Source organism: Kitasatospora sp. NPDC088346 (genome assembly GCF_044740765.1).
Taxonomy (GTDB): Bacteria; Actinomycetota; Actinomycetes; order Streptomycetales; family Streptomycetaceae; genus Kitasatospora.
Genome location: NZ_JBIURH010000001.1, coordinates 53,933 through 79,863 on the forward strand (window position 1 = coordinate 53,933; position 25,931 = coordinate 79,863).

Genomic DNA, 25,931 nt, shown 5'->3' on the forward strand with positions numbered 1-25,931 from the left:
GCTCAATGTCCGCTCAGGGCAAGCACCGTCGTCCCCGTCTGTCCCGACTGACCCGCATCGCCGTCGCCACCGGTGTCGTCACCGCCGCCGTCGCGCTCCCGGCGACCGCCGCCTCGGCCCACGGCACCTCCGCCGACGCCCACGGCGCCGTCTCCGCCCCGGCCCCGGCCGCCGCTCCGGCCGCCCCGGCCGCCGAGCAGGCCCCCGCCGACCACAGCTACCAGGTCGTCCACGGCGACAGCCTCTCCAAGATCGCCGACGCCCACCACGTCGACGGCGGCTGGCAGAAGCTGTACCAGGACAACCGTCAGGTCGTCGGCGACAACCCGAACCTGATCCACCCGGGCCAGAAGCTGACCCTCGGCGGCCAGGCCGCCCCGCAGGCCGACACCTCCAAGGCCTCCCGCTCCGAGCACCGCGCCCCGGTCACCCCGGCCCCCGCGGCCGAGGCCGCCAAGCCGGCCGCCAAGCCCGCCGCCCCGAAGCCGGCCGCCCCCAAGCCGGCCGCCCCGAAGACCGAGGCCCCCGCGGCCCCGGCCGCCTCGGCCCCCGCTGCCACCTCGGGCTACGTCGCCCCGGTCAGCGGCCCGATCGGCACCCCGTACCACCAGGCCGGCTCGGCCTGGTCCAGCGGCTACCACACCGGCGTCGACTTCGTCGTCGGCACCGGCACCTCGATCAAGGCCATTGCGGCCGGCACCGTGGTCTCCGCCGGCAACGGCGGCGCCTACGGCAACGAGATCGTCATCAAGCACGCCGACGGCAAGTACTCCCAGTACGCCCACCTGTCCTCGATCGGCGTCCAGGTCGGCCAGACCGTGACCGCCGGCCAGCAGATCGGCCTCTCGGGCGCCACCGGCAACGTGTCCGGCCCGCACCTCCACTTCGAGATCCGCACCGGCCCGGCCTACGGCTCCGACATCGACCCGGTGGCCTACCTGGCCGCCCACGGCGTCAAGGTCTGATCCGGACCACCCCGCCGTACCCGCCGGAGGCCCGGCCCGGGACACCCGTCCCCGGCCGGGCCTCCGGCACACCCGCACCCAGACGCCGGCACGGTACGGACCCCGGCGAATCTGGAGCCCAAATCGGCTGCGGGCGAGCCGAGTTCTATGCTCGTGGCCATGCGTAAGGGAGCGTTGACTCGAGAATCCGTCCTCCAGGCCATCGACGAACACGACGCCGTCGGGCAGGACGCGTTCCTGGCCACCTACGGCTACCTGCCGGCCCGCGACTACCTTCTCGTCCACGAGGCCAAGGAGTACGACTCCAAGGCCATCGCCGGCGTCGCGCACCGGTTTGAGTACGGGCGACCTTGCTCCCGGATGAGTTCCACGGGGGTGTCCGGCAGGCAGTGGCGTGGCTCTCCCGAGCCGGGTTCACGGTGAAGTCCGTCCGCAACCCAGACTGGGCCTGGGACGAGCTCGTTCTCGCGTGTGCCATCACGGCCGACAACGGGTGGCGGGCCATGGGGGCGACGGACAGGCGGGTCATCGAGCTCTCCGGACTGCTGCAACTTCTGCCGATCCACGAGCAGAGCTCGCGAAGCGACACCTTCCGCAACCCCAACGGCGTGGCACGCAAGACGGTGGACCTGGCCACTCACCACCCGGACTACACCGGGAAGCCGACGAACGGCGGTGCGCGAGACCTGGCGGTCCTCAAGGCATTCTTGGAGAGCCCGCTGGAGATGGCCGCGGCTGCGCAGCTCATCCGTGCCGGCCTGCTGAGCGGTGAGCTGCGCGAGTTCCTCCCACCGGACGTGCCGGAGGATTTCGACGCGCCGGAGGGACGACTCCTCCTCCGCCAGCACCTCGCCCGCGAGCGCAACGCGGGACTGCGGGCCAAGAAAATTACATCGGTGCTGCGGGCTGGCGGCCGCCTCGCCTGCGAGGTCTGCGACTTCGACTTCGGACTGGCCTACGGGGAGCGCGGCGCGGGGTACATCGAGTGTCACCACGTGATTCCGCTCCACGTGGCCGGTGCGGGGCGGACCAAGCTCGTCGATTTGGCCCTGATCTGCGCCAACTGCCACCGCATGGTGCACCGGCAGGCGCCGTGGCCGACCCCGCACGAGCTCCGGGCTCTGATGGCCCGAGTCCGCTCGGCGTCGGCCGGCTGACGGTTGGCGCTCTGCGGGTTTTGGCGTCAGCCCTCCGGGATCCACCGCTCGCGGTGCTGGCGTACGTAGCGCAGGTCGATCCGGTGCCGCGGGTGTGTCCGTAGGGGAGCGATCTCCTGGTGGGTCAGCCCGTCGACGACCTGCAAGGCATCGGTCAGGTAGCGGGCTCCGTTGTCGAAGAGCACGTGGCAGTTGGGGCAGAGGCAGAGCACGTTCTCGATGATGTCCGGCCCGGAGTGCGGACGGCCGAGGGCCTGGATGTGGGCGCCCTCGCTGTAGCTGGATCCCCCGGGGACCGCCAGGGCGAGTCCGCAGAGCTGGCACTGCCCGCCGTGCCACTGCTTCACCTGCTGGATGACGGCGCTGCTGCGGACGGACCGCTGGACCGTGAAGGTGCGGGTGGGGACCGGCTGATGGGGAAGGTCACCGTGGAACGGCACCACGTCCTCGACATCGTCAGGGACCTCGGCGGCCACGGCCTCCTCGGCTGCGACCATCCGGAACTGGCAGATCCGGAAGCCGTCCACGCCCATCTTGATGCTGTGCGATTCCACCCGGAACAAGCCGTCGTAGCGGAAGCCCGTAGCGGGGGAGTGGGCAGGGTCCCCGCTCGCACCGCGGATCACCCGGACGAGGAGCCCTTCCAGCTGGCTGCGGACCAGGCCGGCGTTGCCGGAATCGGTGAGCACCTGGTCGCGGGTCTGTCGCCCGGTGGTGCTGTCGCGGCCGCCGTGGCCGGTGTAGATGATGACGTTGCCGTGGTCCTCGTCGTCCACGTACCCGCCGGACACCACGATCGAGTCCGCTCCTTCCCGCGGATTGCCGTGGATGCCGGCCATCCGCGGGGCGTGCACACCGGCTTCGCTGAGTTCGGTCCGGCGCGGGAAGTGCGATCCGACCGGGTGTCCGTCGATGTGACCAAAGACCTTTGCCATCCGCACAGTCTCGCAAGGATGTGCGACCCGGCGTGGGCGTTTTAACCGTCCCCGGGGGAGGGTGGCAGCCCCTGATGGCGCCCCCCAACGGAAACGGCCCCGGGCCGGCGATGTGATCGCTGACCTGGGGCCGTACCTGTGGAGCGGGCGACGAGAATCGAACTCGCGTGACCAGTTTGGAAGACTGGGGCTCTACCATTGAGCTACGCCCGCGTGCGTGCAGTTGACGGTGTGTCCGACCGTACGCGTCCTCCCGGCCGGGGTGCGGCTGCGAGGACGGGGCTAGCGTACCTGGTCCGGGCGGTGGAGTGCACGTCGCTTTCGGTGCGGCGGGGGGTTGATAATGCGCCGGGCGGCGTGGGGCTGCCGTGTACTCTTCCTCTCGGCACCACGGGGTGTGGCGCAGTTTGGTAGCGCGTCCGCTTTGGGAGCGGAAGGCCGTCGGTTCGAATCCGGTCACCCCGACAGTGTGCGGCAGGGTCTCGTCCGGCGGACGGGGCCCTGTTGTCGTTCCGGCACCGCGGCGCCCAGGCGTCCTGGTGCCCCGGCGGGTGGTGTCCGACGCCGGCGCCCGGGCCTCGGTGCGGCACCCGCGGGAGGGGCTTCGGCAGCGCCCTGGCGTCCGCCTTTCGCGGTACCGGTAGGATGGGCTGCTGGTGGTAGTCCCTGTGGCGTGCCTGCAGGTCAACCGCCCGAGGGCGAGGAGTCACGCTCACCGTCCACCCCATACGGGAGATGCAGCTCCAACCGCCCATCGCCCGTCTCGCCCGTTCGTACGGCCGCAGGCCCGATCGAGTCCGGGCGGAGACAACCAGCCCGCAAGCCCCTAGGAGACCTAACCGTGAAGAGCGCCGTCGAGACTCTGAACCCGACCCGGGTTCGACTCACCGTCGAGGTGCCCTTCGAGGAGCTCAAGCCCAGCCTCGACGCGGCGTACAAGAAGATCAACCAGCAGGTCACCGTGCCGGGCTTCCGTAAGGGCAAGATCCCGGCGAAGGTGATCGACCAGCGCTTCGGCCGTGCCGCGGTGCTGGAGGAGGCCGTGAACGACGCGCTGCCGCGCTTCTACACGCAGGCCGTGGACGAGGGCAAGATCGAGGTTCTCGGTCAGCCCGACATCACCGACATCGAGGGCGTCGAGCGCCTCGCGGACGGCGGCGACCTCAAGTTCACCGCCGAGGTCGACGTCCGCCCGGAGATCGCTCTCCCGGACTTCACCTCGATCAGCGTGGTCGTCGACCCGGTCGTCGTCTCCGACGAGGACATCGAGAAGTCGCTGGAGCAGCTGCGCGAGCGCTTCTCCTCGGTCAAGGACGTCGAGCGCGCCGCCGGTGCCGAGGACGTCGTGGTCGTGGACCTCGAGGCCAAGGTCGACGGCGAGGTGCCGGAGGACGGCACCGCGACCGGCGTGAGCTACGAGATCGGCTCCGGCCGCCTGCTGGAGGGCATCGACGAGGCCGTCATCGGCCTGTCCGCCGGTGAGACCAAGACCTTCACCACCACCCTCAAGGGTGGCACCCAGGCCGGCAAGGACTCGGAGGTCACCGTCACCGTGACCGCCGTCCAGGAGAAGGAGCTCCCGGAGCTGGACGACGAGTTCGCCCAGCTGGCGAGCGAGTTCGACACCCTGGAGGACCTGCGTGCCGACTCCCGCAAGCGCCTGGAGCGCATGAAGGAGTTCGACCAGGCCACCCAGGCCCAGGAGAAGGTCCTGGACGAGCTGCTCGGGCTCGTCGAGATGGACTACCCGGAGAAGCTCCTCAAGGACGAGGTCGAGACCCGTCGCCACAACCTGGAGCACCACCAGCTGGAGCCCATGGGCCTGAACCTGGAGACCTACCTGGCCACCCAGGACAAGACCCTCGAGGACTTCCTGGCGGAGACCGAGGAGCAGGCGAAGAAGGGCATCAAGACCCAGTTCGTGCTGGACGAGATCGTGGCGAAGGAGGAGCTCGGGGTCAACCAGGAGGAGCTCACCGAGCACCTGATCCGTCGCGCCGCCGGCTCGGGCCTCACCCCGGACCAGTTCGCCCAGCAGGTCGTCCAGGGCAACCAGGTTCCGCTGCTGGTCGGCGAGGTCGCCCGCGGCAAGGCGCTGGCCCTCGTGGTCGAGGCCGCCGAGGTCAAGGACACCAACGGCGAGGTCGTCTCCTTCGAGGACGACGAGACCGAGGAGTCGGCCGAGCAGGCCGACACCGAGGCCGCCGCCGAGTCGACCGAGGCCTGAGCCCCGGAGCGACACCAGTGTGACGCCTGAGTGACAGGTGACAGTGGGCCCGGACGCCGCGAGGTGTCCGGGCCCACTGCCGTCCGCCGCCCGGCGCCGTCCCGGCCCCCGCACCGGGTCGACCCGCGACCCCCGCCGCCCGTGTTCCGCCCCCCCCCGGCCTGCTCCCCGCCCGTTCGCTGTCCGTTCGCACCACTCGACCCTGCGCTCACAGCGAACAGTTCTGTGTGGGGGATTCTGCGGCCCCGCCCGGGCGTTAGGGTCCATAGACAGCGACACACAAGCAGATCGACTGAGCAGGTGGCTAAGTGACGTTCCCGCAGATGCAGATGCCTGGCCTGATGGCGCCGCACGCCGCCGCTGGTGACGTGCTCGGCGGCCTGGGCGACCAGGTCTACAACCGGCTGCTCAACGAGCGGATCATCTTCCTCGGCCAGCAGGTCGACGACGACATCGCCAACAAGATCACGGCCCAGCTTCTGCTGCTGGCGGCCGACCCCGACAAGGACATCTACCTCTACATCAACTCCCCGGGCGGCTCGATCACGGCCGGCATGGCGATCTACGACACCATGCAGTACATCAAGAACGACGTGGTCACGATCGCGATGGGCATGGCCGCCTCGATGGGTCAGTTCCTGCTGACGGCCGGCGCCAAGGGCAAGCGCTTCTCGCTGCCCAACGCCAACATCCTGATGCACCAGCCCTCGGCCGGCCTCGGCGGCTCCGCCACCGACATCCGGATCCAGGCCGAGCAGCTGCTGCGCACCAAGAAGCGGATGTCGGAGCTGATCGCGCACCACAGCGGCCAGTCCTTCGACCGGGTGACCGCGGACTCCGACCGGGACCGCTGGTTCACCCCGGAGGAGGCCAAGGAGTACGGCCTCATCGACCAGATCATGCACAGCGCCGCGGACGTTCCCGGCGGCGGCGGCACGGGCGCCTGAGCGCCGCCCGTAAGAGACCCCCAGACCGCACGCTTCGTCGGAGGACGGACCACCCCATGAACACCACCCCCAACATGCCGCGCGGTGAGTACTACGGCGCCCGCGCCGAGGGCCGTTACATCGTCCCGCGCTTCGTCGAGCGCACCTCGCAGGGCATCCGCGAGTACGACCCGTACGCCAAGCTGTTCGAGGAGCGCATCATCTTCCTCGGCTCCCAGGTGGACGACGTCTCGGCCAACGACATCATGGCCCAGCTGCTCTGCCTGGAGTCGATGGACCCGGACCGCGAGATCCAGATGTACATCAACTCGCCCGGCGGCTCGTTCACGGCCCTGACGGCCATCTACGACACCATGCAGTACGTGAAGCCGGACATCACCACCGTCTGCATGGGCCAGGCCGCCTCGGCCGCCGCCGTGCTGCTGGCGGCCGGCACCCCCGGCAAGCGGATGGCGCTGCCGAACGCCCGGATCCTGATCCACCAGCCCTACACCGAGACCGGCCGCGGCCAGGTGTCGGACCTGGAGATCCAGGCCAAGGAGATCTTCCGGATGCGCGAGCAGCTGGAGGAGATGCTGGCCAAGCACTCCAAGAAGCCGGTCGAGCAGGTCCGTGACGACATCGAGCGCGACAAGATCCTCACCGCCGAGGAGGCGCTGGAGTACGGGCTGATCGACCAGATCATCTCGACCCGCAAGTCCTCGCTGACCGACTGAGGTCGGGCGACCCGGCGGCTCCCGGGGCGGGACGCAGGCGCATCCTCGACCGAGGTGTGACTTTGCGCCCCGCCCCGAGCCGTTCCGGTCGGGCCCCGGGCCCGGCACAATTGCAGAGCGGGCCCATGCCCGCAGGACGGCATCTGTTCGGTATCAATTCGCCCAGGGCGTAGGGCAGAGCTGCCGAAGACGACGGAATTCCCGGCGCGGCAGAGTACCGTCGGATAGCGAGACCGACCGCCGAAGGCGCAGCCGGTCCACAGCACCAGGCCCCGGAACCCCCGCGGGGCCCCTGGCGAAGGGGAAGCACCTCGTGGCACGCATCGGAGACGGCGGCGACCTGCTCAAGTGCTCGTTCTGCGGCAAATCGCAGAAGCAGGTGAAGAAGCTGATCGCCGGGCCAGGTGTGTACATCTGCGACGAGTGCATCGACCTGTGCAACGAGATCATCGAGGAGGAGCTCGCCGAGAGCTCCGAGGTGCGCTTCGAGGAGCTGCCGAAGCCCCGCGAGATCTACGAGTTCCTGGACCAGTACGTGGTCGGCCAGGAGATGGCCAAGAAGGCGCTGTCGGTCGCGGTCTACAACCACTACAAGCGCGTCCAGGCCGGTGAGAACGGCCGCTCCGGCGGCAACGGCCGCGAGGACGCGATCGAGCTGGCCAAGTCCAACATCCTGCTGCTCGGCCCGACCGGCTCGGGCAAGACGCTGCTGGCGCAGACCCTGGCCCGGATGCTGAACGTGCCGTTCGCGATCGCGGACGCCACGGCGCTGACCGAGGCCGGTTACGTCGGCGAGGACGTCGAGAACATCCTGCTCAAGCTGATCCAGGCGGCGGACTATGACGTCAAGAAGGCCGAGACCGGGATCATCTACATCGACGAGATCGACAAGGTCGCCCGCAAGAGCGAGAACCCGTCGATCACGCGTGACGTCTCCGGCGAGGGCGTCCAGCAGGCGCTGCTGAAGATCCTGGAGGGCACCACCGCCTCGGTGCCGCCGCAGGGTGGTCGCAAGCACCCGCACCAGGAGTTCATCCAGATCGACACCACCAACGTGCTGTTCATCGTGGGCGGTGCGTTCGCCGGTCTGGAGCGGATCATCGAGGGCCGGGCGGGTGCCAAGGGCATCGGCTTCGGCGCCAACATCCGCTCCAAGCGGGAGCAGGACGCCAGCGACCACTTCCGTCAGGTGATGCCGGAGGACCTGGTCAAGTTCGGCATGATCCCCGAGTTCATCGGCCGGCTGCCCGTGATCACCAGCGTGCACAACCTGGACCGCGAGGCGCTGCTGCAGATCCTCACCGAGCCGAAGAACGCGCTGGTCAAGCAGTACCGCAAGCTCTTCGAACTCGACGGCGTGGAGCTGGAGTTCACCCGGGACGCGCTGGAGGCCATCGCCGACCAGGCGATCCTGCGGGGCACCGGCGCCCGTGGGCTGCGGGCCATCATGGAGGAGGTGCTGATGTCCGTGATGTACGAGGTGCCCTCGCGTCAGGACGTCGCCCGGGTGGTCGTCACCGGAGACGTGGTCTCCAAGCACGCCATCCCGACCCTCGTCCCGCGCGACATGATCAAGCGTGAGCGGCGCGAGAAGAGCGCCTGACCGGGCCGGACGGCGTCCGACCCACCGAGGCCAGAGCGAAGCGGCCCCGCACCGGAAGGTGCGGGGCCGCTTCGTCGTCGGCGCGGGCCGTCGGGAGCGCGGGTCAGCGCGGGACCTCGGCCGCCTTCCGCAGCTCGCGGGCGTCCGCGGCGGCCGCGGCGAGGTCGGGGGTACCGGTGGATCCGGCCTCGCCGGCCAGCACGGCGACCACGGAGCTGCCGTCGGCCCAGACGCAGAGGCTGTCGGTCTCCTCCTCGGCCTTCATGACCTCGCAGGAGAGGGTGCCGCCGAGCGGGCCGGGGTCGAAGGAGGCACGGCCGTTGAAGGTGGTGCCCTGGCCGCGGGCCTGCTTCTCGAAGCTGCTGAAGAAGTCGTCGACCTGGGAGGACGGGGAGAGCACGTTGCCCCAGCCGCCGAAGACGACCACGACCTTGCCCTCGTCCGAGCCGGATCCGGTGTAGAGCCCGCTGACCGCGGTTGGGGTCCAGGCGTCCTTGCCCTGGCCGAAGTCGGACTGCAGGGCGGTCTGCATCTGTTCGGCCAGCGGGTTGGTGTCGTCGCGCTTCATGCCCTTGAAGGTGTCGGGCATGACGACCTTGTGGGTGCCGGTCTTTGACGTCACGTCGTAGACCGCGTACCCGAGCACGCCGGCGCCGAGCAGCACCGCGCCGCCGACGCAGCCGAGCACGATCCACAGCGTCTTGCGGGACTTCTTCTGCTCAGCGGGGTAGCCGGGGTACCCCGGGTAGCCCGGGTAGGGGGCGCCGCCCTGCGGGGGCACCGCGCCCCAGGCCTGCTGCGGGTCCCCGTACGGCTGCTGCGGCGGCGGGGCGCCGTAGGGCTGCGGGGCCGGCGGCGGGGCGCCGTACGGCTGGGCCGGCGGTGGGGCGCCGTAGGGGTTCTGCTCGGACACCAGGACTCGCTTCCGGTCGTGGGAGGGGTGGGATCGCGGGGCGGGGTCGTGCGGACCCTCCCGGGAGTTACTGGGCGACGGCCGCGGTCACTTGGCGACGACCACGGCGTCCCGGATCAGCCGGGCCCGGTCCGCGGCCTGCGCGGCCGAGAGGCTGGTCGAGGAGCCGGTGAGCGAGATGCTGGTGAAGGTGACGGTGCCGAAGGTGGAGTGGTCGACCCAGATGCACAGCGGGGTGTCGATGGAGCTGGCGGCGGTTCCGTTGGAGGCCACGCCGCACTGCATCTTGCCGCCCGGGTCCTGGGCGTCCCTGGCGTCGACCTCGGTGAGCGGGGTCTTCCAGGTCATCTTCATGGCCGCGGCGGTGGTCGTTATCATGGCGCCGGGATCGTCGATCGTGCCCCAGCTGCCGCCCACGCTGACCAGGTCGGTGGCGGTCCTCTGGTAGACCGCGGACATCGAACCGTCGATCTTGGTGAGGGTGTTGGCGCCGCCGGCCGGGGCGTCCTGGGCCGACTTCTTGGTGTAGCCGCCGGGCAGGGTGGCCGGGGCGGTGATCCGGTACTTGCCGGCCGACGCGGAGCCCGCGCCGCCGCCGCTGCCGCCGCCGGGGCCGTCCTCGCCACGCATGGTCGCCACCGCCAGTCCGCCGGCCACCAGCACCACCGCGCCGATCACCAGGCCCACCACCAGCCCGGTGTTGTTCCTGGCGGGCGGGGGCGGCGGCGGGAACCCGCCGTACTGGGCCTGCGGGTAGCCGGGCTGCGGCGCGCCGTACTGCGGGGCCGGGGCCTGCTGGGGGTAGCCGTAGCCGGGGTGCGGGGCCGGGGCGCCGTACGGCGGCTGGCCGTAGCCCGGCTGGGGCGCGCCGTACTGCGGGGGCTGTCCGTACGGCTGGGGTTGCGGTGGCTGCCCCTGTGGATACTGCTGACCCTGGCCGTACATCGGCGTCGATCTCCCCCACCGCTCCCGGAGCGGCCTCGCTGCGGCGTGCTGTTCGTGGGCACGCACACGGATTGTGGCGTACGAGTATTCGGGCACGCTACCGTAACGCCGTCCCGGTCCGGCCGGGTGGTCCGCCCCGGTGCGGTTCGTGACCGGGGCCCCCTCTTACGTAAACTGTGCGTCGTGACCGACACGACGAACCAGCGCCCCGAGAGCCCCGAGGGGTTCAACGCAGTCCCCGGGGACGACGCAGCCACCCTTCCGACGACCTACGCCCCGGCGGAGGTAGAGGGCGAGCTGTACGAGCGCTGGGTGGAGCGCGGTTACTTCACCGCCGACGCCAAGAGCGACAAGCCCGCGTACACCATCGTCATCCCGCCGCCGAACGTCACCGGCTCGCTCCACCTGGGCCACGCCTTCCAGCACACGCTGATGGACGCGCTGACCCGCCGCAAGCGGATGCAGGGCTACGAGGCCCTGTGGCTGCCCGGCATGGACCACGCCGGCATCGCCACCCAGAACAAGGTGGAGCAGCAGCTGGCCTCCTCCGGCCTGTCCCGCCACGACCTGGGCCGGGAGGCCTTCGTCGAGAAGGTGTGGCAGTGGAAGGAGGAGTACGGCGGCAAGATCCTCGGGCAGATGCGCCGGCTCGGCGACGGCGTGGACTGGTCGCGCGAGCGGTTCACCATGGACGAGGGCCTGTCGCAGGCCGTCCAGACCATCTTCAAGAAGCTCTTCGACGACGGTCTGATCTACCGCGCCGAGCGCATCATCAACTGGTGCCCGCGCTGTCTGACCGCGCTCTCCGACATCGAGGTGGAGCACGAGGAGGTCCCCGGCGAGCTGGTCTCGATCCGTTACGGGGACGGGGACGAGTCGATCGTGGTGGCCACCACCCGGGCCGAGACCATGCTCGGTGACACCGCGGTGGCCGTCCACCCGGAGGACGAGCGGTACCGGCACCTGGTGGGCACCACCATCGCGCTGCCGCTGACGGACCGCCGGATCCCGGTCATCGCGGACGAGCACGTCGACCCCGAGTTCGGCACCGGCGCCGTCAAGGTGACGCCGGCCCACGACCCGAACGACTTCGCGATCGGCCAGCGGCACGGCCTGGAGAACCTGACCGTGATGGACGAGCGCGGTGTGATCACCGTGCACGGTCCGTTCCTCGGCCTGGACCGCTTCGAGGCGCGCTCCGCCGTGGTCGGCGCGCTGCGCGCCGAGGGGCGCATCGTCGCCGAGAAGCGCCCCTACATGCACGCGGTCGGCCACTGCTCGCGCTGCCAGACCGTGGTCGAGCCGCGGCTGTCCCTGCAGTGGTGGGTCAAGGTCGCCCCGCTGGCCGCCGAGGCCGGCGCCGCCGTCCGCGACGGCCGGGTGCAGATCCACCCGAAGGAGCTGGAGGGCCGCTACTTCAGCTGGGTCGACAACATGCACGACTGGTGCATCTCGCGCCAGCTCTGGTGGGGCCACCGGATCCCGGTCTGGTACGGCCCGAACGGCGAGGTCGTCTGCGTCGGACCGGACGAGCAGCCGCCGACGGGCGAGGGCTGGACCCAGGACACCGACGTGCTGGACACCTGGTTCTCCAGCGGCCTGTGGCCGTTCTCCACCCTCGGCTGGCCGGAGCAGACCCCGGACCTGGAGAAGTTCTACGCCACCGACGTCCTGCTCACCGGCCACGACATCATCTTCTTCTGGGTCGCCCGGATGATGATGTTCGGCCTGTACGCGATGGACGGGCAGGCGCCGTTCCACACCATCGCGCTGACCGGCCTGGTGCGCGACCAGTTCGGCAAGAAGATGTCGAAGTCCTTCGGCAACGCGGTCGACCCGCTGGACTGGATGGACCGCTACGGCGCCGACGCCGTCCGCTTCACCCTGGCCCGCGGCGCCAACCCGGGCGCCGACGTGCCGATCGGCGAGGACTGGGTCCAGGGCTCGCGCAACTTCTGCAACAAGATCTGGAACGCCACCCGCTTCGCGCTGATGAACGGCGCCACCGTCGAGGGCCCGCTGCCCGCGCCGGAGGAGCTGACGGCGGCCGACCGCTGGATCCTGTCGCGGCTGAACGCCACCGTCGCCGAGGCCGACGGCCTGTACGACGACTACCAGTTCGCCAAGCTCTCGGACTCGCTGTTCCACTTCGCCTGGGACGAGGTCTTCGACTGGTACGTGGAGCTCTCCAAGACCACCCTGGCCGCGGGCGGCGCACAGGCCGACGCCTCGCGCCGGGTGCTGGGCGAGGTCCTGGACGTCACGCTGCGGCTGCTGCACCCGGTCGTCCCGTTCGTCACGGACACCCTGTGGACCACGCTCACCGGCGCCGAGTCGCTGGTGGTCGCCGAGTGGCCGAAGGACAGCGGTTTCCGGGACGCCGGCGCCGAGGCCGAGATCGCCACGCTGCAGCAGGTGGTGACCGAGGTCCGGCGGTTCCGCTCGGACCAGGGGCTGAAGCCCGGTCAGCGGGTCCCGGCGCAGCTGGAGCTGGCCGGCACCGCCCTCGTCCCGCACGAGGCGGCGATCCGTTCGCTGCTGCGGCTCACCGAGCCGGAGGCCGGCTTCGCCGCCACCGCTTCGCTGCCGGTCGCGGGCGCCACGGTCGCGCTGGACCTCTCCGGCACCATCGACGTCGCGGCGGAGCGCAAGCGCCTCGCCAAGGACCTCGCGGCCGCCGAGAAGGAGAAGGCGCAGACCACCGCGAAGCTCGGAAACGAGGGCTTCCTCGCCAAGGCGCCGGACGAGGTGGTCGCCAAGATCCGTGGCCGCCAGGAGGCCGCCGAGGCCGACATCGCCCGGATCACCGCGCAGCTGGCGGCGCTCCCGCAGGGCTGACCCGCACCGGCCCGAGGGCCCGTCACCCGTCCCCGGGTGGCGGGCCCTCGGCGTTCGCGGCCGGGCGGGACCCGGGCGGGATCCGGGCTCGATCCGGGCGCGAACCGGTCCGGGACCGCCGACGCCGGCCTCTGCAACAGCTCTGTCCCGAGCCGCGCCCGGCGACCGCCGTCCGTCCCGGTCGGCGCTGACGGCCCGTAGGGTGGCGAGGGACGGTGGTGCGCGAAGAGCCGGAACTGCGGAAAGGCGGACACGGGATGATCATTAGTCGGCAGGGGCGTGGCCGGGACATAGGGATCGATCTCGGTACCGCCAATACCCTGGTCTACCTCCAGGGACGCGGGATCGTGCTCAACGAACCGTCGGTGGTCGCGATGGACCGCCGCAGCGGGGAGGTGCTGAGCGTCGGCTCGGACGCCAAGCGGACGCTCGGCCGCACACCCGGGTCCATCGTGGCGAGCCGCCCGTTGCAGGACGGCGTGATCGCGGACTTCGAGGGAACCCAGCACCTGCTGCGGCACTTCCTGCGCAAGGTGACCGGGCGCCGGCGGCTGTTCGGGTCGCGGCCGCGGGTGGTGGTGTGCGTGCCGAGCGGCATCACCGGGGTCGAACGGCGGGCCGTGGTGGAGGCGTTGGCCGGAGCCGGGGCTAAGTCGGTGCACCTGATCGAGGAGCCGATGGCGGCGGCGATCGGTGCCGGGCTTCCGGTGCAGGAGCCGACCGGGTCGATGGTGGTGGACATCGGCGGCGGCACCACCGAGGTCGCGGTGGTGTCCATGGGCGGGATCGTGGCGGCGCGTTCGCTGCGGGTCGCCGGCGACCGGATGGACCAGGCGATCACCCGCCAGGTCCGCAAGGAGCACTCGCTGCTGATCGGCGAGCGCACCGCGGAGGAGATCAAGCTCGTGCTCGGCACGGCCGACCAGGTCACCGGGGCCGAACTCCCGGAAGGCGCCGAGGTGCACGGCCGCGACTCGATCGGCGGGCTGCCGCGGACGGCGGCGGTGACGGCGGACCAGATCCGCGACGCGCTGGACGAGCCCGTCGCCGAGATCATCGCCGCCGTCCGGCAGACCCTCGACCAGGTGCCGCCGGAACTGGCCGGCGACGTACTGCGCAACGGGGTCGTACTGACCGGTGGCGGCGCCCTGCTGCGCGGCCTGGACCGGCGGATCTCGCGGGAGACCGGCCTGCCGGTCCGGGTGGCCGACAACCCGCTGGACTGCGTGGCCGTCGGCTCAGGCCGGTGCGTCGAGGAGATCGGCCTGCTCAAGCGGGCGTTCGCAGCCTGAAGGCGCGGGGCGGGGCCGGTGGACCGGCCCCGCCCCGCGCCCGGTTGAGGCGACGTCAGGCGCCGCCGTCAGACGCCGACCGGGACGGGCCGCGCCGTGGCGGCGTGGCTCAGCGCCACCCCCTTGGTCTCCTCCGCCCACAGCACGCACACCAGCAGCCCGACCGCGGTGACGCCGGCGGCGATCAGCATGGTCGGCCCGGTGCCCAGGCCGGTCAGCGACAGCGGCAGCAGGTACGTGCCGACGGCGGCCCCGACCCGGCTGACCGAGGTGGCGAGCCCGACCGCCGTGGCCCGCACCTCGGTCGGGAACAGCTCGTTCGGGTAGGTCCAGTCCAGGACGTTGGGCCCGCCGCACAGGAAGGCGTAGGCGCACAGCGCGGTCACCGCGACGGCGGCGGGCGCGGCCGGCCAGACGCCCAGCAGCGTCAGCGGCAGGATCATCAGCGCGAAGGACCAGACGATGGTGGGACGCCGGCCGCGGGTCTCGATCAGCCGCAGCGCCGGGTAGCAGCCGAGCAGGAACACCAGGCCGACGACGGCGGTGCCCAGGGTGTCCATGACCGTGCCGCCGGGCATCCCGAACGAGCCGAGGATCTGCGGACCGAAGGTCAGCATCGCGAACAGCGGGCCGACCTGGCAGAAGAAGAACAGGCTGCAGAAGAGCGTGCGGCGGCGGTACTCGGGGGCCAGCAGCACCCGGAGCGAGCCGCCGGACGCGGCGGCGGACTTCGGCGGCAGCAGTTCACGGCCGTCCACCCGCACCCCGAGGTGCCGGTGCACCACGGCGACGGCCTCCCCGACCCGGCCGTGCGCGGCCAGCCAGCGCGGCGACTCCGGGGTGCCGCGGCGGATCACCAGGAACACCGCGCACAGCACGGCCGAACTGGCCAGCATCCAGCGCCAGGCGGCGTTGCCGCCGAACTGCAGGAAGAGGTAGCCGACCAGGTAGGCCAGCACCGAGCCGGCGTACCAGGCGATGATCTGCTTGCCGAGCAGCCGGCCGCGGTGCCGGGTGGGCAACCACTCGGCCAGCAGCGAGGTGGCGATCGGGTAGTCGGCGGCGACCGCCAGGCCGAGCACGAAGCGCAGCAGGACGATGCTCACCACACCGTCGGCCCAGAAGGACAGCACCGAGCAGACGATCATCACCAGCAGGTCGGCGGTGTACATCACCTCGCGGCCGATCCGGTCGGTGAGCCAGCCGAACAGGGCGCCGCCGACGAACATGCCGAGCAGTGCCGAGGCGCCGATGAGGCTGACCTCGGTGGTGGACAGGCCGAGTTCCGGACGCATACCGATCAGGGCCACTCCGACGATGCTCAGGATGTAGCCGTCCAGGAGTGGACCGCCGGAGCAAGCCAGTGCGAGGCGTCTGTGGAACGCGGTGTACGGGGCGTTGTCGATCGTGCTGGACATGGCCTGGGGCCTCCAGGCGGGGCGAGCCCGCGGATTGTCGGCGAATGGACGGACCCGGCAACCCTTCCCGACAATTGGCGTGCCACCGAGGGACGATGGTCATCTCAAACCAGGTCCAAAGTCCCCCCACCCGGGGACCTTCGCGGGCTGTGCCCGGGGCCGGTCGGTGACCTCGCGTCCGAGTCGGCCCCGGCGTGTCGGCGGGCTTTCCGCTCTTCCCGAAGAGCCGTGGAATTTCCGTGGATTCACCCGCCCGGCCTGCGCTTCCGTTCTTCCCCGACGCGTGATCTGGACGTCCATTCAAGGCAATTGACGCATCTTCGCAGAACAGGGCGGAAAGTCCCGGCGGATGCGGGACCAAAGCCCCGGTGAATGTCGGGCCGCTGAACGTGAGCGAGTTCACCGATGTTCCCAGTTCGGATGTGTACGGTGTTGCCCACGTTCCCATTCGGGCGGTGCGACTGGCGGGAGGGCGCGAGCATGGTGGTGACCACGGAGTTGGCCGACGAACTGCCTGCCGAGGCGGTGGAGGCGGTCAAGGCCCGGGCGGCGGTCCTGCTGCTGGCCTTCCGGCACGGCAATCAGCTCGCCTTCGACTCGGAGCTGGACCGGCTGCTGGCCGAGCACGCCGAACGCGAGGTCACCACGCTGCTGGTGTGGGTCGCGGCCGAGGCGGTGCGCAAGGCGTACGCCCCCGAGGTGGGGGACCGGGTGCTGCGCGGGCTGGTGCGGCGGGCGCCGGCCGACACCTCCGCCGTGGTGATCGACGAGGAGTCGGTGGACGCCGCGCTGCTGCTGGAGTCGGTGGCCGACGGCGACGTGGGCACCGTCCGCGCGCTGGTGGCGAGCACCCCGGACACCACGTACCTGCTCGGCGGGCTGCTCCAGGCGGTCGCCATGATGCTGCCGCTGCTGCCGGAGGGGGAGGCCGAGGAGATCGTGGCCGAGCTGCGCCGCCGCCACAGCGGGCGCACGGAGCCCCGGGCGGCCCAGCTGCCGGAAGCCCGGTACTCCTGCTCGGGTTGAGCGTCCGTCAGCGCGTGTCGCAATGACATGCACGCCACTAGGCAACCGGTCAGTAACCGTCCTACCGTCGACTTCCGAAGCTTCGACGGAGGAGCTGGCATGCATCGACGCCCCCACGCGCTCAGGCTCCCGGCCGCCGGTCTCACGGTGGCCCTGCTCGCGGCCGCCACCCTGGCGGCCGCCCCGACCCCCACCCGGGCCCCCGCCCCGGCCGTCGCCGCGAACGACTACTGCGGCGGCCGCTGCCTGGACATCCTGCCGCCCGGCGAGAACGGCAACGCCACCCTCGCCGACATCCTGGCCCACAAGGTCTTCGGCACCCGCCCCGCCCACACCGACGACCAGCTCGGCCCGTACGCCAACCTCGCCGCGGCCTACCCCGGGCTGAGCGAGGCCACCCTGCGCTCCTTCTTCAACGACGCCTCCTTCGGCGTGCCGGCCGACCAGGTCGCCAGCACCGCCCGCCCCCGCCCGGACGTGGCCATCGTCCGCGACAAGGCCACCGGCGTCCCGCACATCACCGGCACCACCCGGTACGGCACCGAGTTCGGCGCGGGCTACGCCGCCGCGCAGGACCGGCTCTGGCTGATGGACCTGTTCCGGCACGTCGGCCGGGGCCAGCTGTCCGGCTTCGCCGGCGGCGCGGCGGCCAACCGCGAGCTGGAACAGAGCTTCTGGCAGGCCGCCCCCTACACCGAGGCCGAGCTGCAGGGCCAGATCGACGCCATCGCCGGCCAGGGCGACCGGGCCCGGCAGGCGCTGGACGACGCCGGGGCGTACCTGGACGGCATCAACAAGTACGTCACCGAGTCCTACAACGGCCGCTACTTCCCCGGCGAGTACGACCTGACCGGGCACATCAACCCGATCACCAACGAGGGCGGGATCGAGCCCTTCAAGCTGACCGACCTGGTCGCGCTGGCCTCCGTGGTGGGGGCCCTGTTCGGCGCGGGCGGCGGCGGCGAACTGGCCTCCGCCCAGGTCAGACTGACGGCCGAGGCCCGGTACGGCAAGGACGCCGGCGACGCGGTCTGGAAGTCGCTGCGTGAGGCCGACGACCCCGAGGCCGTGCTGACCGTGCACGACGGACGGCAGTTCCCGTACGCGCTGCCGCCGGACGACCCGCAGGGGACGGCGCTGCCGGACCCGGGATCGGTGGTCCCCGAGCGGCTGGTCTACGACGCCACCGGCTCGGCCGGGCAGAGCGTCACCGCCGCCCCCGGCGTGCTCCCCGGCAACCTGCTCACCGCCAGGCACGGCATGTCCAACGCCCTGGTGGTGTCCGGCAGCCACACCGACGACGGCCACCCGGTCGCCGTGTTCGGCCCGCAGACCGGGTACTTCGCCCCGCAACTGCTGATGCTGGAGGAGATCCAGGGGCCGGGCATCAGCGCCCGCGGCGCGGCCTTCGCCGGGCTGAGCTTCTACGTCCAGCTCGGCCGCGGCCAGGACTACGCCTGGAGCGCCACCTCGGCCGGGCAGGACATCACCGACAGCTACGCCGTGCCGCTGTGCACCACCGACGGCTCGCCCGTCACGACGGCGGCCGACTCCTACCTCTGGCACGGCCGGTGCGTGCCGCTGGAACGGCTGGAGCGCAAGAACGCCTGGAGCCCCACCACCGCGGACCCCACCGCGAACGGCTCCTACACCCTGGTGATGTACCGGTCCAACTACGGGCTGGTGCAGGCCCGCGGCACCGTCGGCGGCAAGCCGGTGGCGTTCACCGCGCTGCGCTCCACCTACCGCCACGAGGCCGACTCCATCATCGGCTTCCAGATGCTCAACGACCCGGGCGCGGTGCACGACACCGCGAGCTTCCAGCAGGCCGCGCAGAACATCAACTACACCTTCAACTGGTTCTACGCGGACGCGGCGCACACCGCGTACTACAACTCCGGCAGCAACCCCGTGCGCGCGCCCGGGGTCGACCCGGGGCTTCCGGTGCTGGCCGAACCCGCCTACGAGTGGCGGGACTTCGACCCGGTGGCGAACACCGCCCGGTACACCCCGGCGGCCGAGCACCCGCAGTCGACCGACCAGGACTACTACGTCTCCTGGAACAACAAGCAGGCCAGGTCCTTCGCCGCGGCCGGCTTCGGCAACGGCTCGGTGCACCGGGGCAACCTGCTGGACGACCGGGTGAGGGCGCTGGTCCAGGGCCCGGCGAAGGTCACCCGGGTCGCGCTCACCCGGGCCATGGAGAGCGCGGCCACCACCGACCTGCGGGCCGAGGACGTGCTGCCGGAGCTGCTGCGGGTGATCCACGGCGGGCCGGTCACCGACCCGGCCACCGCCACGGCGGTGCAGCGGCTGGACACCTGGCTCGCGGCGGGCGGCCGGCGCACCGAGACGTCGGCGGGCAGCCACACCTACGCCGACGCCGACGCGATCCGCACCCTGGACGCCTGGTGGCCGCTGCTGGCGGACGGCGTCTTCCGGCCCGGCCTCGGCGACCCGCTGTTCGCGGCGCTCACCGGGGCCCTGCAGATCAACGAGTCGCCCTCGGGCGGCCAGACCGGTCCGACCAGCGGCACCTCCAGTGCCAACGAGTCGATCCCGCACAAGGGTTCGGCCTTCCAGTACGGCTGGTGGAGCTACCTGGACAAGGACCTGCGCTCGGTGCTCGGCGAGCCGGTCGCCGGCCCGCTGGCCCGTCCCTTCTGCGGCGGCGGTGACCTGGCGGCCTGCCGCACCGTCCTGCTGGAGAGCCTCCGGAGGGCGGCCGCGCAGACCCCGGCCCAGGTCTACCCGGGCGACCCGGACTGCGCGGCGGGCGACCAGTGGTGCGCCGACACCGTCATCCAGCGCCCGCTCGGCGGGGTGACGGACACCAAGACCACCTGGCAGAACCGGCCGACCTACCAGCAGGTCGTCCAGTTCCGTTCGCACCGCTGAACGGCCGGGCCCGCCCGGGCCGTCAGGCGGACCGGGCGGACCCGGCAACCGGCTCACCGACCTGCTCGGCGAGCCGGGCGGTGAGCCGGGCGATCCGCTGCGAGGCCAGCCCGTCGCCGTACGGGCTGGGGGTGGCCGCCAGCCGGGCCAGCCGCTCCGGGGTGTCGGCCAGCCACTCGCCGGCGAGCCGGCCGAGCTCGGGGCCGGGCGCGACCAGCGCGGCGAAACCGGCGTCGACGGCCTCCGGGCGCTCGGTGGAGCGGCGTACCACCAGCAGCGGGCGGCCCAGGACGGTGCACTCCTCCTGCACCCCGCCGGAGTCGGAGACCAGCAGGGCGGCGTGCCGGGCGAGGCCCAGGAACTCCGCGTAGCAGGCCGAGTTCGCGCAGGAAGCGGCCGGACATCGCCTCGTCCCAGTGCTGCCCGGTGTGGACGAGCCGGGCGGCCGGGCCGAGCTCGTGGACCAGCGGGGCCAGCTTGACCAGTTCGGGGCGGGTGCCGAGGACGACGGCGACACTGCCGGGGGCCGGCCGGCGCGGCGCACGGTCGGTCGGCTCGGGCAGGTGGGCCGGGCCGGGCGGCTCGGGGTCGTGCCCGCTCGGGTGCGCGGTCGGGCGGTGGGTGAGGTGGTGGTGCAGGGTCACGGCGGGGCCTTCGGGTGGTGCGGAGGTCGGCGGGGTCGGTCAGCCTTCGAGCGCGGTCGGCGCTCCGACGGCGGTGCGTTCGGCGTTGCGGCGGGTCTTGGCCCAGCCGTTGCGCCGCAGCAGCAGGCGCAGCGCGGCCCGGACGGCCACCGGGAAGACGTGGTACGTGTACAGCCACAGCAGCAGGCCCCAGGCGAGGCCGGTCGCCGGGCTGCGGTCCGGGTGCGCGGTGCGGCGGTACGTCACGCCCCAGAGCACCAGCGGCAGTGCGGCGACCAGGAAGGCCAGCAGCATCAGCGGGCCGAACCGCGCCTCGAAGCCGGCCGCGTCGGCGGGGAAGAAGATCCGGGTGGCGAGCGAGATCCCGAGCGAGAGCGGGGTGAGCACCACCAGCAGGACGGCGACCACCGGCTGCAGGAAGGTGTATCCGACCTCGGCCTTGCCGCTCCAGCCGTAGTGCGGGGAGCGCAGCACCCGGCCGGTGTACCGCAGGCACTGCATGTTGCCCTGGGCCCACCGGGTGCGCTGGGTGAGGAAGCGCCGCAGCGACACCAGGCCCTCCTGGGAGACCTCGGCCTCGGGCACGTGGGTCAGCCGGTAGCCGGCCAGCCGCAGTTCGAGGCCGGACTCGTAGTCCTCCAGCAGGGCGCGCTCGGGCCAGGGGCTGCCGCCGCCGGCGGCCAGGGTGTCCAGGGCCGTCAGCCGGACGAACTGGCCGTTCCCGCCGAGCCCGACGCTGCCGGTGCGCCGGCGCAGCAGCTGCATCCCGGCGTTGCCGGCCCGGAACTCCACGTCCTGCATCCGGACCAGGGCGCGGGCGAGGGCGTTGGCCGTCCGGCCGCGGCCGGGCAGCGGTCGCGGGTCGTCGGCGTTGCGCATCCGGACGCCGATCTGGACGGCTCCGGTGTCCGGGAGGCCCATCGCCTCGGCGTTGGCGACGTGGGCCGTCACGTCGGGGCCGAGCTGCCCGTCGGCGTCGATCACGCCCAGCACGACGCGGGAGCGGTCGGTCCCCGCGGGGAGGGCGGCGCAGATCGCGCGGTAGGCGGAGTTGAGGGCGGCGCCCTTGCCGATCCTGGCCTGCGGTCGGCGGCGTTCGACGAGGTGGACCAGCGGGTCGCGGGCGGCGGCCGCCAGCACCGGGTCGCGGGTCCGGTCGTCGCTGTCGTCGTCGACCACCCACAGGTGGGCCCGGGGGCAGCTGCGCCGCAGACCGGCGAGGGTGGCCCCGATGACGGCCTCCTCGTCGCGGCAGGGGATCACCAGGTGCCAGTCGAAGTCCGCCGGGTCGCCCGGGGCGGCGGCCCGGTTGCGGCGGAAGGCGTGGGCGGAGCCGGCCCAGTAGAGGAGGAAGCGGCCGAAGACGAACGCGAAGTAGCAGAGCAGGGCTAAGGAGAGCAGCTCCGCCGTTGCCAGGACGGTCGCGCGGTGGTCGGAGAAGAGGGTGTGCAGTGCGTCGATGACGGCCCCCGGTAGGCGGTTGGGCATGGGATCGAAGGCAACATCGAGTTGAGGCCTGCAATCGATAATAAAACGGACAAATCCCTCTTCCTAGTGAAGGTGGTGACCATCACCCCCCGTTCACCCGAAGGGCCCCGGGCGCCCGTGGTCTCCGCCGGCCGTCCGGCTCCCTACACTGGGCCCGTGAGTGACAAGGCCGGGCAGAACCCGTACACCATCCGACCCTCCGGCGCGGACGCCGCGGACGGCGACAGCGAGCTGCGCGCCATCGAGGCAGAGCTGTCCCGGCGGTGGCCGGAGAACAAGCTGGAGCCCTCGCTCGACCGGATCAGCGCGGTGATGGACATCCTGGGCCAGCCCCAGCGCGCCTACCCCTCGATCCACATCACCGGCACCAACGGCAAGACCTCCACCGCCCGCATGGTGGAGCGCCTGCTCAACACCTTCGAGCTGCGCACGGGCCGCTACACCAGCCCGCACGTGGAGTCGGTCACCGAGCGGATCAGCCTGGACTCCACCCCCATCAGCGTCGAGCGCTTCGTCGAGACCTACCGCGACATCGAGCCGTACGTGCGGATGGTCGACGAGCAGCAGCCGATCGCACTCTCCTTCTTCGAGGTGCTCACCGCCATGGCGTACGCGGCCTTCGCCGACGCCCCGGTGGACGTGGCCATCGTCGAGGTCGGCATGGGCGGCAGCTGGGACGCCACCAACGTGATCGACGCGGCCGTCTCGGTGATCACCCCGGTCGGCCTGGACCACACCGACCGGCTGGGCAACACCACCGGTGAGATCGCCACCGAGAAGGCCGGCATCATCAAGCAGGGCGCCCTGGCCGTGGTCGCCCAGCAGCCGCTGGACGCCGCCCAGGCGATCCTCAAGCGCGCGGTCGAGGTGGACGCCACGGTGGCCCGCGAGGGCATGGAGTTCGGCGTGGTCCACCGCGAGGTCGCGGTCGGCGGCCAGCTGGTCACGCTGCGCGGCCTGGGCGGCTACGAGTACGAGGACGTCTTCATCCCGCTGCACGGCGCCCACCAGGCGCACAACGCCTCGCTGGCGCTGGCCGCGGTCGAGGCTTTCTTCGGTGTCGGTGGCGCCCGTGGCGGCAACCTGGATGCGGACAAGATCCGCGAGGGCTTCTCCGGGGTCAGCTCCCCGGGCCGCCTGGAGGTCGTCCGCCGCAGCCCCACGGTGATCCTGGACGCCGCGCACAACCCGCACGGCGCCGAGGCGACGGTGGCCGCGATCAACGAGGCCTTCGGCTTCTCCAGGCTGGTCGGCGTGGTCGGCACCAGCGGGGACAAGGACGTCACGGGCCTGCTGGAGGCCTTCGAGCCGATCATGTCCGACGTCGTCGTCACCCAGAACACCACCCACCGGGCCACCCCGGTCGACCAGCTCGCGGCGAAGGCCGTGGAGGTCTTCGGCGAGGACCGGGTCCAGGTCGAGCCCCGGCTGGACGACGCCATCGAGGCGGCCATCACGCTGGCCGAGGAGGACGGCGACCTGACCGGCACCGGTGTGATCGTCACCGGCTCGGTGATCACGGTGGGCGAGGCCCGCCTGCTGCTCGGAAGGAAGTAGGAGACATGCGCACCCTCTGTTCCTCGACCCTGATCGGCGAGGCCCTGCTGATCATGTTCGCGGGCCTGGTGGCGATGCAGCTGTCGGACGTGTCGACCACCGCGATCTGGACCGTCAGCGGTGTCGCCATGCTGCTCTGCGTCCTGCTCTGCGGCGCGATCACCCGTCCCGGCGCGGTCGCGGTCGGCTGGGCGCTCCAGCTCGGCCTGATCGCCAGCGGCCTGGTCCTGCCGACCATGTACGGGCTCGGCGTGGTCTTCGCCGGCCTGTGGTGGTGCTCGGTGCGCTACGGCCGCAGGATCGACGAGATCAAGGCCGCCCGGGCCGCCGCCACCGCCTGAGCCCGGGCCGCCGCCACCGCCTGAGCACGGCCCGCACACACCCCGGCCACGGCGTGCGGCCGGTACCCCCCGGCCGCATGTCCGTGCAGCTCACGCAAGGTAATCTCTGCGGTGGCCGCACACCTGCCGAACCATTCCCCAGGAGCCGCACCGTGTCCCAGCGCACTCTCGTCCTGCTCAAGCCCGACGCCGTCAAGCGCGGCCTGGCCGGCGAGATCATCAGCCGCATCGAGCGCAAGGCCAACTGGCGGCTCGCCGCCGTCGAGCTGCGGACCTTCGACCGGGCGACGCTGGAGCAGCACTACGCCGAGCACGTCGGCCGGCCGTTCTACGAGCCGCTGCTGGAGTTCATGACCTCCGGCCCGTCCATCGCGCTGATCGTCGAGGGCGAGAACGTCGTCCCGGGCATCCGCGCCCTGGCCGGTGCGACCGACCCGCTGCAGGCCGGCGCCGGCACCATCCGCGGCGACTACGCGACGATCACCCGCGAGAACCTGATCCACGCCTCGGACTCCCCGGAGTCGGCCGAGCGCGAGATCAAGATCTTCTTCCCCGCCCACGCCTGACCCGGGCTCCCCGGCCCCTCACCGCCGCCCACCCGCGGGGAGGGGTCGCGCCCCGGCCCGGCCGCCGGCCCGCCCACCGGCCGGTCGGCCGTCCGACCCGCCGTCCGGTCCGACCGGGCGAAACTCACCTTTTCATCGTCAAATACGGAACTGGGAAGCCCGACACGGCGTCCCAATCCTGCGAGAAGCCGACCCGTCCCCGGAGAATGGGCAGCGTGCCGTAGCCCGCCGACCGCTTCGACCGGCGTGGCTACGATGGACACAACTCATGGGCCCGGTACGGCTGCTCAGCTGATGTCAGCCCTGCCGCGGGCACGGCGAGGTCGGCCCGCTCCCCGCCATCCATTCCGAACCCGGGAAGGCACTCCACACCCCATGGCCAACAACCTGTCGTTCATCGGCCGTGACATGGCGATCGACCTCGGCACTGCCAACACGCTGGTGTACGTCAGGGGCAAGGGGATCGTCCTCAACGAGCCCTCCGTGGTGGCGGTCAACACCAACACCGGGGGCATCCTCGCCGTCGGCGCCGAGGCCAAGAAGATGATCGGCCGCACCCCCGGCAACATCGTCGCCATCCGCCCGCTCAAGGACGGCGTGATCGCTGACTTCGAGATCACCGAGCGGATGCTGCGCTACTTCATCCTCAAGATCCACCGCCGCCGCTACCTGGCCCGCCCCCGGGTCGTGGTCTGCGTGCCCTCCGGCATCACCGGAGTCGAGCGCCGCGCCGTCATCGAGGCCAGCTCGCAGGCCGGCGCGCGCCAGGTGCACATCATCGAGGAGCCGATGGCGGCCGCGATCGGCGCCGGCCTGCCGGTGCACGAGCCGACCGGCAACATGGTCGTCGACATCGGCGGCGGCACCACCGAGGTCGCGGTCATCTCGCTCGGCGGGATCGTCACCGCGCAGTCCCTGCGGGTGGCCGGCGACGAGCTCGACAACGCGATCGTCCAGCACATCAAGAAGGAGTACAGCCTCCTGCTGGGCGAGCGCAGCGCCGAGCAGATCAAGATGTCCATCGGCTCCGCGTTCGCGCTGGACGGCGAGAAGGACGAGCACGCCGAGATCCGCGGCCGTGACCTGGTCAGCGGCCTGCCGAAGACCGTGGTGATCTCCGCCGCCGAGGTCCGCGAGGCCATCGACGAGCCGGTCAACTCGATCATCGACGCGGTCAAGACCACGCTCGACCAGTGCCCGCCCGAGCTGGCCGGCGACGTGATGGACCGCGGCATCGTGCTCACCGGCGGCGGCGCCCTGCTCCGCGGCCTGGACGAGCGCCTGCGCCGGGAGACCGGCATGCCGATCCACATCGCCGAGAACCCGCTGGACTCCGTCGCACTCGGCTCCGGCAAGTGCGTGGAGGAGTTCGAGGCCCTGCAGCAGGTCCTCGACGCCCAGCCGCGGCGCTGACCGCCGCGACCGCGGGCCCCGCCGCTCGTTCCCATCACAGAC

The 25,931-nt window shown here is 71.7% G+C and carries 21 protein-coding genes and 2 tRNA genes; 16 read left to right on the top strand and 7 right to left on the bottom strand.

Annotated features, from left to right (window positions below):
• Positions 1 to 5: 5 nt before the first annotated feature.
• The 3 genes from ACIOFR_RS00220 to ACIOFR_RS00230 all read left to right on the top strand — a co-directional run bounded on the left by ACIOFR_RS00220 (position 6) and on the right by ACIOFR_RS00230 (position 2,122).
• Positions 6 to 965, top strand: a complete 960-nt coding sequence (locus ACIOFR_RS00220) for a peptidoglycan DD-metalloendopeptidase family protein (RefSeq protein WP_400991346.1) — start codon at positions 6 to 8, stop codon at positions 963 to 965.
• A gap of 174 nt (positions 966 to 1,139) precedes the next feature.
• Complete coding sequence (locus ACIOFR_RS00225; RefSeq protein WP_400991347.1) at positions 1,140 to 1,388, top strand: hypothetical protein; 249 nt, start codon at positions 1,140 to 1,142, stop codon at positions 1,386 to 1,388.
• Positions 1,389 to 1,468: 80 nt separating this feature from the next.
• Entirely contained in the window at positions 1,469 to 2,122 is a 654-nt protein-coding gene (locus tag ACIOFR_RS00230) for an HNH endonuclease (RefSeq protein WP_400991349.1), read from the top strand.
• A 26-nt stretch (positions 2,123 to 2,148) separates the two neighbouring features.
• On the opposite strand, the gene ACIOFR_RS00235 is transcribed toward ACIOFR_RS00230, so the two are convergent.
• Positions 2,149 to 3,057 (bottom strand): YDG/SRA domain-containing protein, encoded by a 909-nt coding sequence (locus ACIOFR_RS00235; protein ID WP_400991351.1) that lies wholly within the window; start codon positions 3,055 to 3,057, stop codon positions 2,149 to 2,151.
• A gap of 139 nt (positions 3,058 to 3,196) precedes the next feature.
• A tRNA-Gly gene (locus tag ACIOFR_RS00240) sits at positions 3,197 to 3,270 on the bottom strand.
• A gap of 178 nt (positions 3,271 to 3,448) precedes the next feature.
• On the opposite strand from ACIOFR_RS00240, the gene ACIOFR_RS00245 reads away from it, so the two are divergent.
• The 5 genes from ACIOFR_RS00245 (at position 3,449) to clpX (ending at position 8,550) form a co-directional block, all read left to right on the top strand.
• Positions 3,449 to 3,522: transfer RNA gene (locus tag ACIOFR_RS00245), tRNA-Pro, on the top strand.
• Between the two features lie 376 nt (positions 3,523 to 3,898).
• A complete protein-coding gene (gene tig / locus ACIOFR_RS00250; RefSeq protein WP_400991353.1) occupies positions 3,899 to 5,284 on the top strand; it encodes a trigger factor in 1,386 nt (461 codons plus the stop codon).
• Positions 5,285 to 5,613: 329 nt separating this feature from the next.
• A complete protein-coding gene (locus tag ACIOFR_RS00255) occupies positions 5,614 to 6,231 on the top strand; it encodes an ATP-dependent Clp protease proteolytic subunit (RefSeq protein WP_371503299.1) in 618 nt (205 codons plus the stop codon).
• A gap of 56 nt (positions 6,232 to 6,287) precedes the next feature.
• The gene (locus ACIOFR_RS00260; RefSeq protein WP_400991355.1) at positions 6,288 to 6,947 is read left to right on the top strand and encodes an ATP-dependent Clp protease proteolytic subunit; all 660 of its coding nucleotides are present in this window, start codon (positions 6,288 to 6,290) and stop codon (positions 6,945 to 6,947) included.
• A gap of 313 nt (positions 6,948 to 7,260) precedes the next feature.
• On the top strand, positions 7,261 to 8,550 hold the full coding sequence (clpX, locus tag ACIOFR_RS00265) for an ATP-dependent Clp protease ATP-binding subunit ClpX (protein ID WP_371497035.1): 1,290 nt from the start codon (positions 7,261 to 7,263) through the stop codon (positions 8,548 to 8,550).
• A gap of 103 nt (positions 8,551 to 8,653) precedes the next feature.
• Here the strand turns inward: clpX and ACIOFR_RS00270 are convergent, their stop codons facing one another.
• Both ACIOFR_RS00270 and ACIOFR_RS00275 read right to left on the bottom strand, forming a co-directional pair.
• Positions 8,654 to 9,463, bottom strand: a complete 810-nt coding sequence (locus ACIOFR_RS00270; RefSeq protein WP_400991357.1) for a hypothetical protein — start codon at positions 9,461 to 9,463, stop codon at positions 8,654 to 8,656.
• Positions 9,464 to 9,550: 87 nt separating this feature from the next.
• Entirely contained in the window at positions 9,551 to 10,408 is an 858-nt protein-coding gene (locus ACIOFR_RS00275; protein WP_400991359.1) for a hypothetical protein, read from the bottom strand.
• A gap of 183 nt (positions 10,409 to 10,591) precedes the next feature.
• On the opposite strand from ACIOFR_RS00275, the gene ACIOFR_RS00280 reads away from it, so the two are divergent.
• Entirely contained in the window at positions 10,592 to 13,246 is a 2,655-nt protein-coding gene (locus tag ACIOFR_RS00280; RefSeq protein ID WP_400991360.1) for a valine--tRNA ligase, read from the top strand.
• Between the two features lie 257 nt (positions 13,247 to 13,503).
• Entirely contained in the window at positions 13,504 to 14,538 is a 1,035-nt protein-coding gene (locus ACIOFR_RS00285) for a rod shape-determining protein (protein ID WP_400991362.1), read from the top strand.
• A 68-nt stretch (positions 14,539 to 14,606) separates the two neighbouring features.
• Here ACIOFR_RS00285 and ACIOFR_RS00290 read toward each other — a convergent pair whose 3' ends face one another.
• A complete protein-coding gene (locus ACIOFR_RS00290) occupies positions 14,607 to 15,956 on the bottom strand; it encodes an MFS transporter (protein WP_400991366.1) in 1,350 nt (449 codons plus the stop codon).
• Between the two features lie 480 nt (positions 15,957 to 16,436).
• On the opposite strand from ACIOFR_RS00290, the gene ACIOFR_RS00295 reads away from it, so the two are divergent.
• Both ACIOFR_RS00295 and ACIOFR_RS00300 read left to right on the top strand, forming a co-directional pair.
• On the top strand, positions 16,437 to 16,982 hold the full coding sequence (locus tag ACIOFR_RS00295; RefSeq protein ID WP_400991368.1) for a hypothetical protein: 546 nt from the start codon (positions 16,437 to 16,439) through the stop codon (positions 16,980 to 16,982).
• Between the two features lie 99 nt (positions 16,983 to 17,081).
• Positions 17,082 to 19,880 carry a penicillin acylase family protein gene (locus tag ACIOFR_RS00300; protein WP_400991370.1) on the top strand — a complete coding sequence of 933 codons (2,799 nt, stop codon included), beginning with the start codon at positions 17,082 to 17,084 and terminating at the stop codon, positions 19,878 to 19,880.
• A gap of 22 nt (positions 19,881 to 19,902) precedes the next feature.
• On the opposite strand, the gene ACIOFR_RS00305 is transcribed toward ACIOFR_RS00300, so the two are convergent.
• Together ACIOFR_RS00305 and ACIOFR_RS00310 are read right to left on the bottom strand one after the other, a co-directional pair.
• The gene (locus tag ACIOFR_RS00305) at positions 19,903 to 20,424 is read right to left on the bottom strand and encodes a UDP-N-acetylglucosamine 2-epimerase (protein WP_400991372.1); all 522 of its coding nucleotides are present in this window, start codon (positions 20,422 to 20,424) and stop codon (positions 19,903 to 19,905) included.
• 139 nt (positions 20,425 to 20,563) lie between these two features.
• Positions 20,564 to 22,012 (bottom strand): glycosyltransferase family 2 protein, encoded by a 1,449-nt coding sequence (locus ACIOFR_RS00310; RefSeq protein ID WP_400991374.1) that lies wholly within the window; start codon positions 22,010 to 22,012, stop codon positions 20,564 to 20,566.
• A 189-nt stretch (positions 22,013 to 22,201) separates the two neighbouring features.
• On the opposite strand from ACIOFR_RS00310, the gene ACIOFR_RS00315 reads away from it, so the two are divergent.
• From ACIOFR_RS00315 to ACIOFR_RS00330, 4 genes are all read left to right on the top strand, one after another.
• Positions 22,202 to 23,569 (top strand): bifunctional folylpolyglutamate synthase/dihydrofolate synthase, encoded by a 1,368-nt coding sequence (locus tag ACIOFR_RS00315; RefSeq protein ID WP_400992096.1) that lies wholly within the window; start codon positions 22,202 to 22,204, stop codon positions 23,567 to 23,569.
• Between the two features lie 5 nt (positions 23,570 to 23,574).
• On the top strand, positions 23,575 to 23,910 hold the full coding sequence (locus ACIOFR_RS00320) for a DUF4233 domain-containing protein (protein ID WP_400991376.1): 336 nt from the start codon (positions 23,575 to 23,577) through the stop codon (positions 23,908 to 23,910).
• Positions 23,911 to 24,062: 152 nt separating this feature from the next.
• The gene (gene ndk / locus ACIOFR_RS00325) at positions 24,063 to 24,476 is read left to right on the top strand and encodes a nucleoside-diphosphate kinase (RefSeq protein ID WP_371497026.1); all 414 of its coding nucleotides are present in this window, start codon (positions 24,063 to 24,065) and stop codon (positions 24,474 to 24,476) included.
• Between the two features lie 387 nt (positions 24,477 to 24,863).
• Positions 24,864 to 25,889, top strand: a complete 1,026-nt coding sequence (locus tag ACIOFR_RS00330) for a rod shape-determining protein (protein WP_400992097.1) — start codon at positions 24,864 to 24,866, stop codon at positions 25,887 to 25,889.
• The last annotated feature ends 42 nt before the right edge of the window (positions 25,890 to 25,931 follow it).

What these genes read in the sequence shown, in the direction of transcription:
- ACIOFR_RS00295 (WP_400991368.1), top strand. Translation starts at nt 16,437, where the DNA reads ATGGTGGTGACCACGGAGTTGGCCGACGAACTGCCTGCCGAGGCGGTG.
- ACIOFR_RS00300 (WP_400991370.1), top strand. Translation starts at nt 17,082, where the DNA reads ATGCATCGACGCCCCCACGCGCTCAGGCTCCCGGCCGCCGGTCTCACG.
- ACIOFR_RS00230 (WP_400991349.1), top strand. Translation starts at nt 1,469, where the DNA reads ATGGGGGCGACGGACAGGCGGGTCATCGAGCTCTCCGGACTGCTGCAA.
- ACIOFR_RS00310 (WP_400991374.1), bottom strand. Translation starts at nt 22,012, where the DNA reads ATGCCCAACCGCCTACCGGGGGCCGTCATCGACGCACTGCACACCCTC.
- ACIOFR_RS00255 (WP_371503299.1), top strand. Translation starts at nt 5,614, where the DNA reads ATGCCTGGCCTGATGGCGCCGCACGCCGCCGCTGGTGACGTGCTCGGC.
- ACIOFR_RS00260 (WP_400991355.1), top strand. Translation starts at nt 6,288, where the DNA reads ATGAACACCACCCCCAACATGCCGCGCGGTGAGTACTACGGCGCCCGC.
- ACIOFR_RS00290 (WP_400991366.1), bottom strand. Translation starts at nt 15,956, where the DNA reads ATGTCCAGCACGATCGACAACGCCCCGTACACCGCGTTCCACAGACGC.
- ACIOFR_RS00285 (WP_400991362.1), top strand. Translation starts at nt 13,504, where the DNA reads ATGATCATTAGTCGGCAGGGGCGTGGCCGGGACATAGGGATCGATCTC.
- ACIOFR_RS00220 (WP_400991346.1), top strand. Translation starts at nt 6, where the DNA reads ATGTCCGCTCAGGGCAAGCACCGTCGTCCCCGTCTGTCCCGACTGACC.
- ACIOFR_RS00235 (WP_400991351.1), bottom strand. Translation starts at nt 3,057, where the DNA reads ATGGCAAAGGTCTTTGGTCACATCGACGGACACCCGGTCGGATCGCAC.
- ACIOFR_RS00320 (WP_400991376.1), top strand. Translation starts at nt 23,575, where the DNA reads ATGCGCACCCTCTGTTCCTCGACCCTGATCGGCGAGGCCCTGCTGATC.
- ACIOFR_RS00275 (WP_400991359.1), bottom strand. Translation starts at nt 10,408, where the DNA reads ATGTACGGCCAGGGTCAGCAGTATCCACAGGGGCAGCCACCGCAACCC.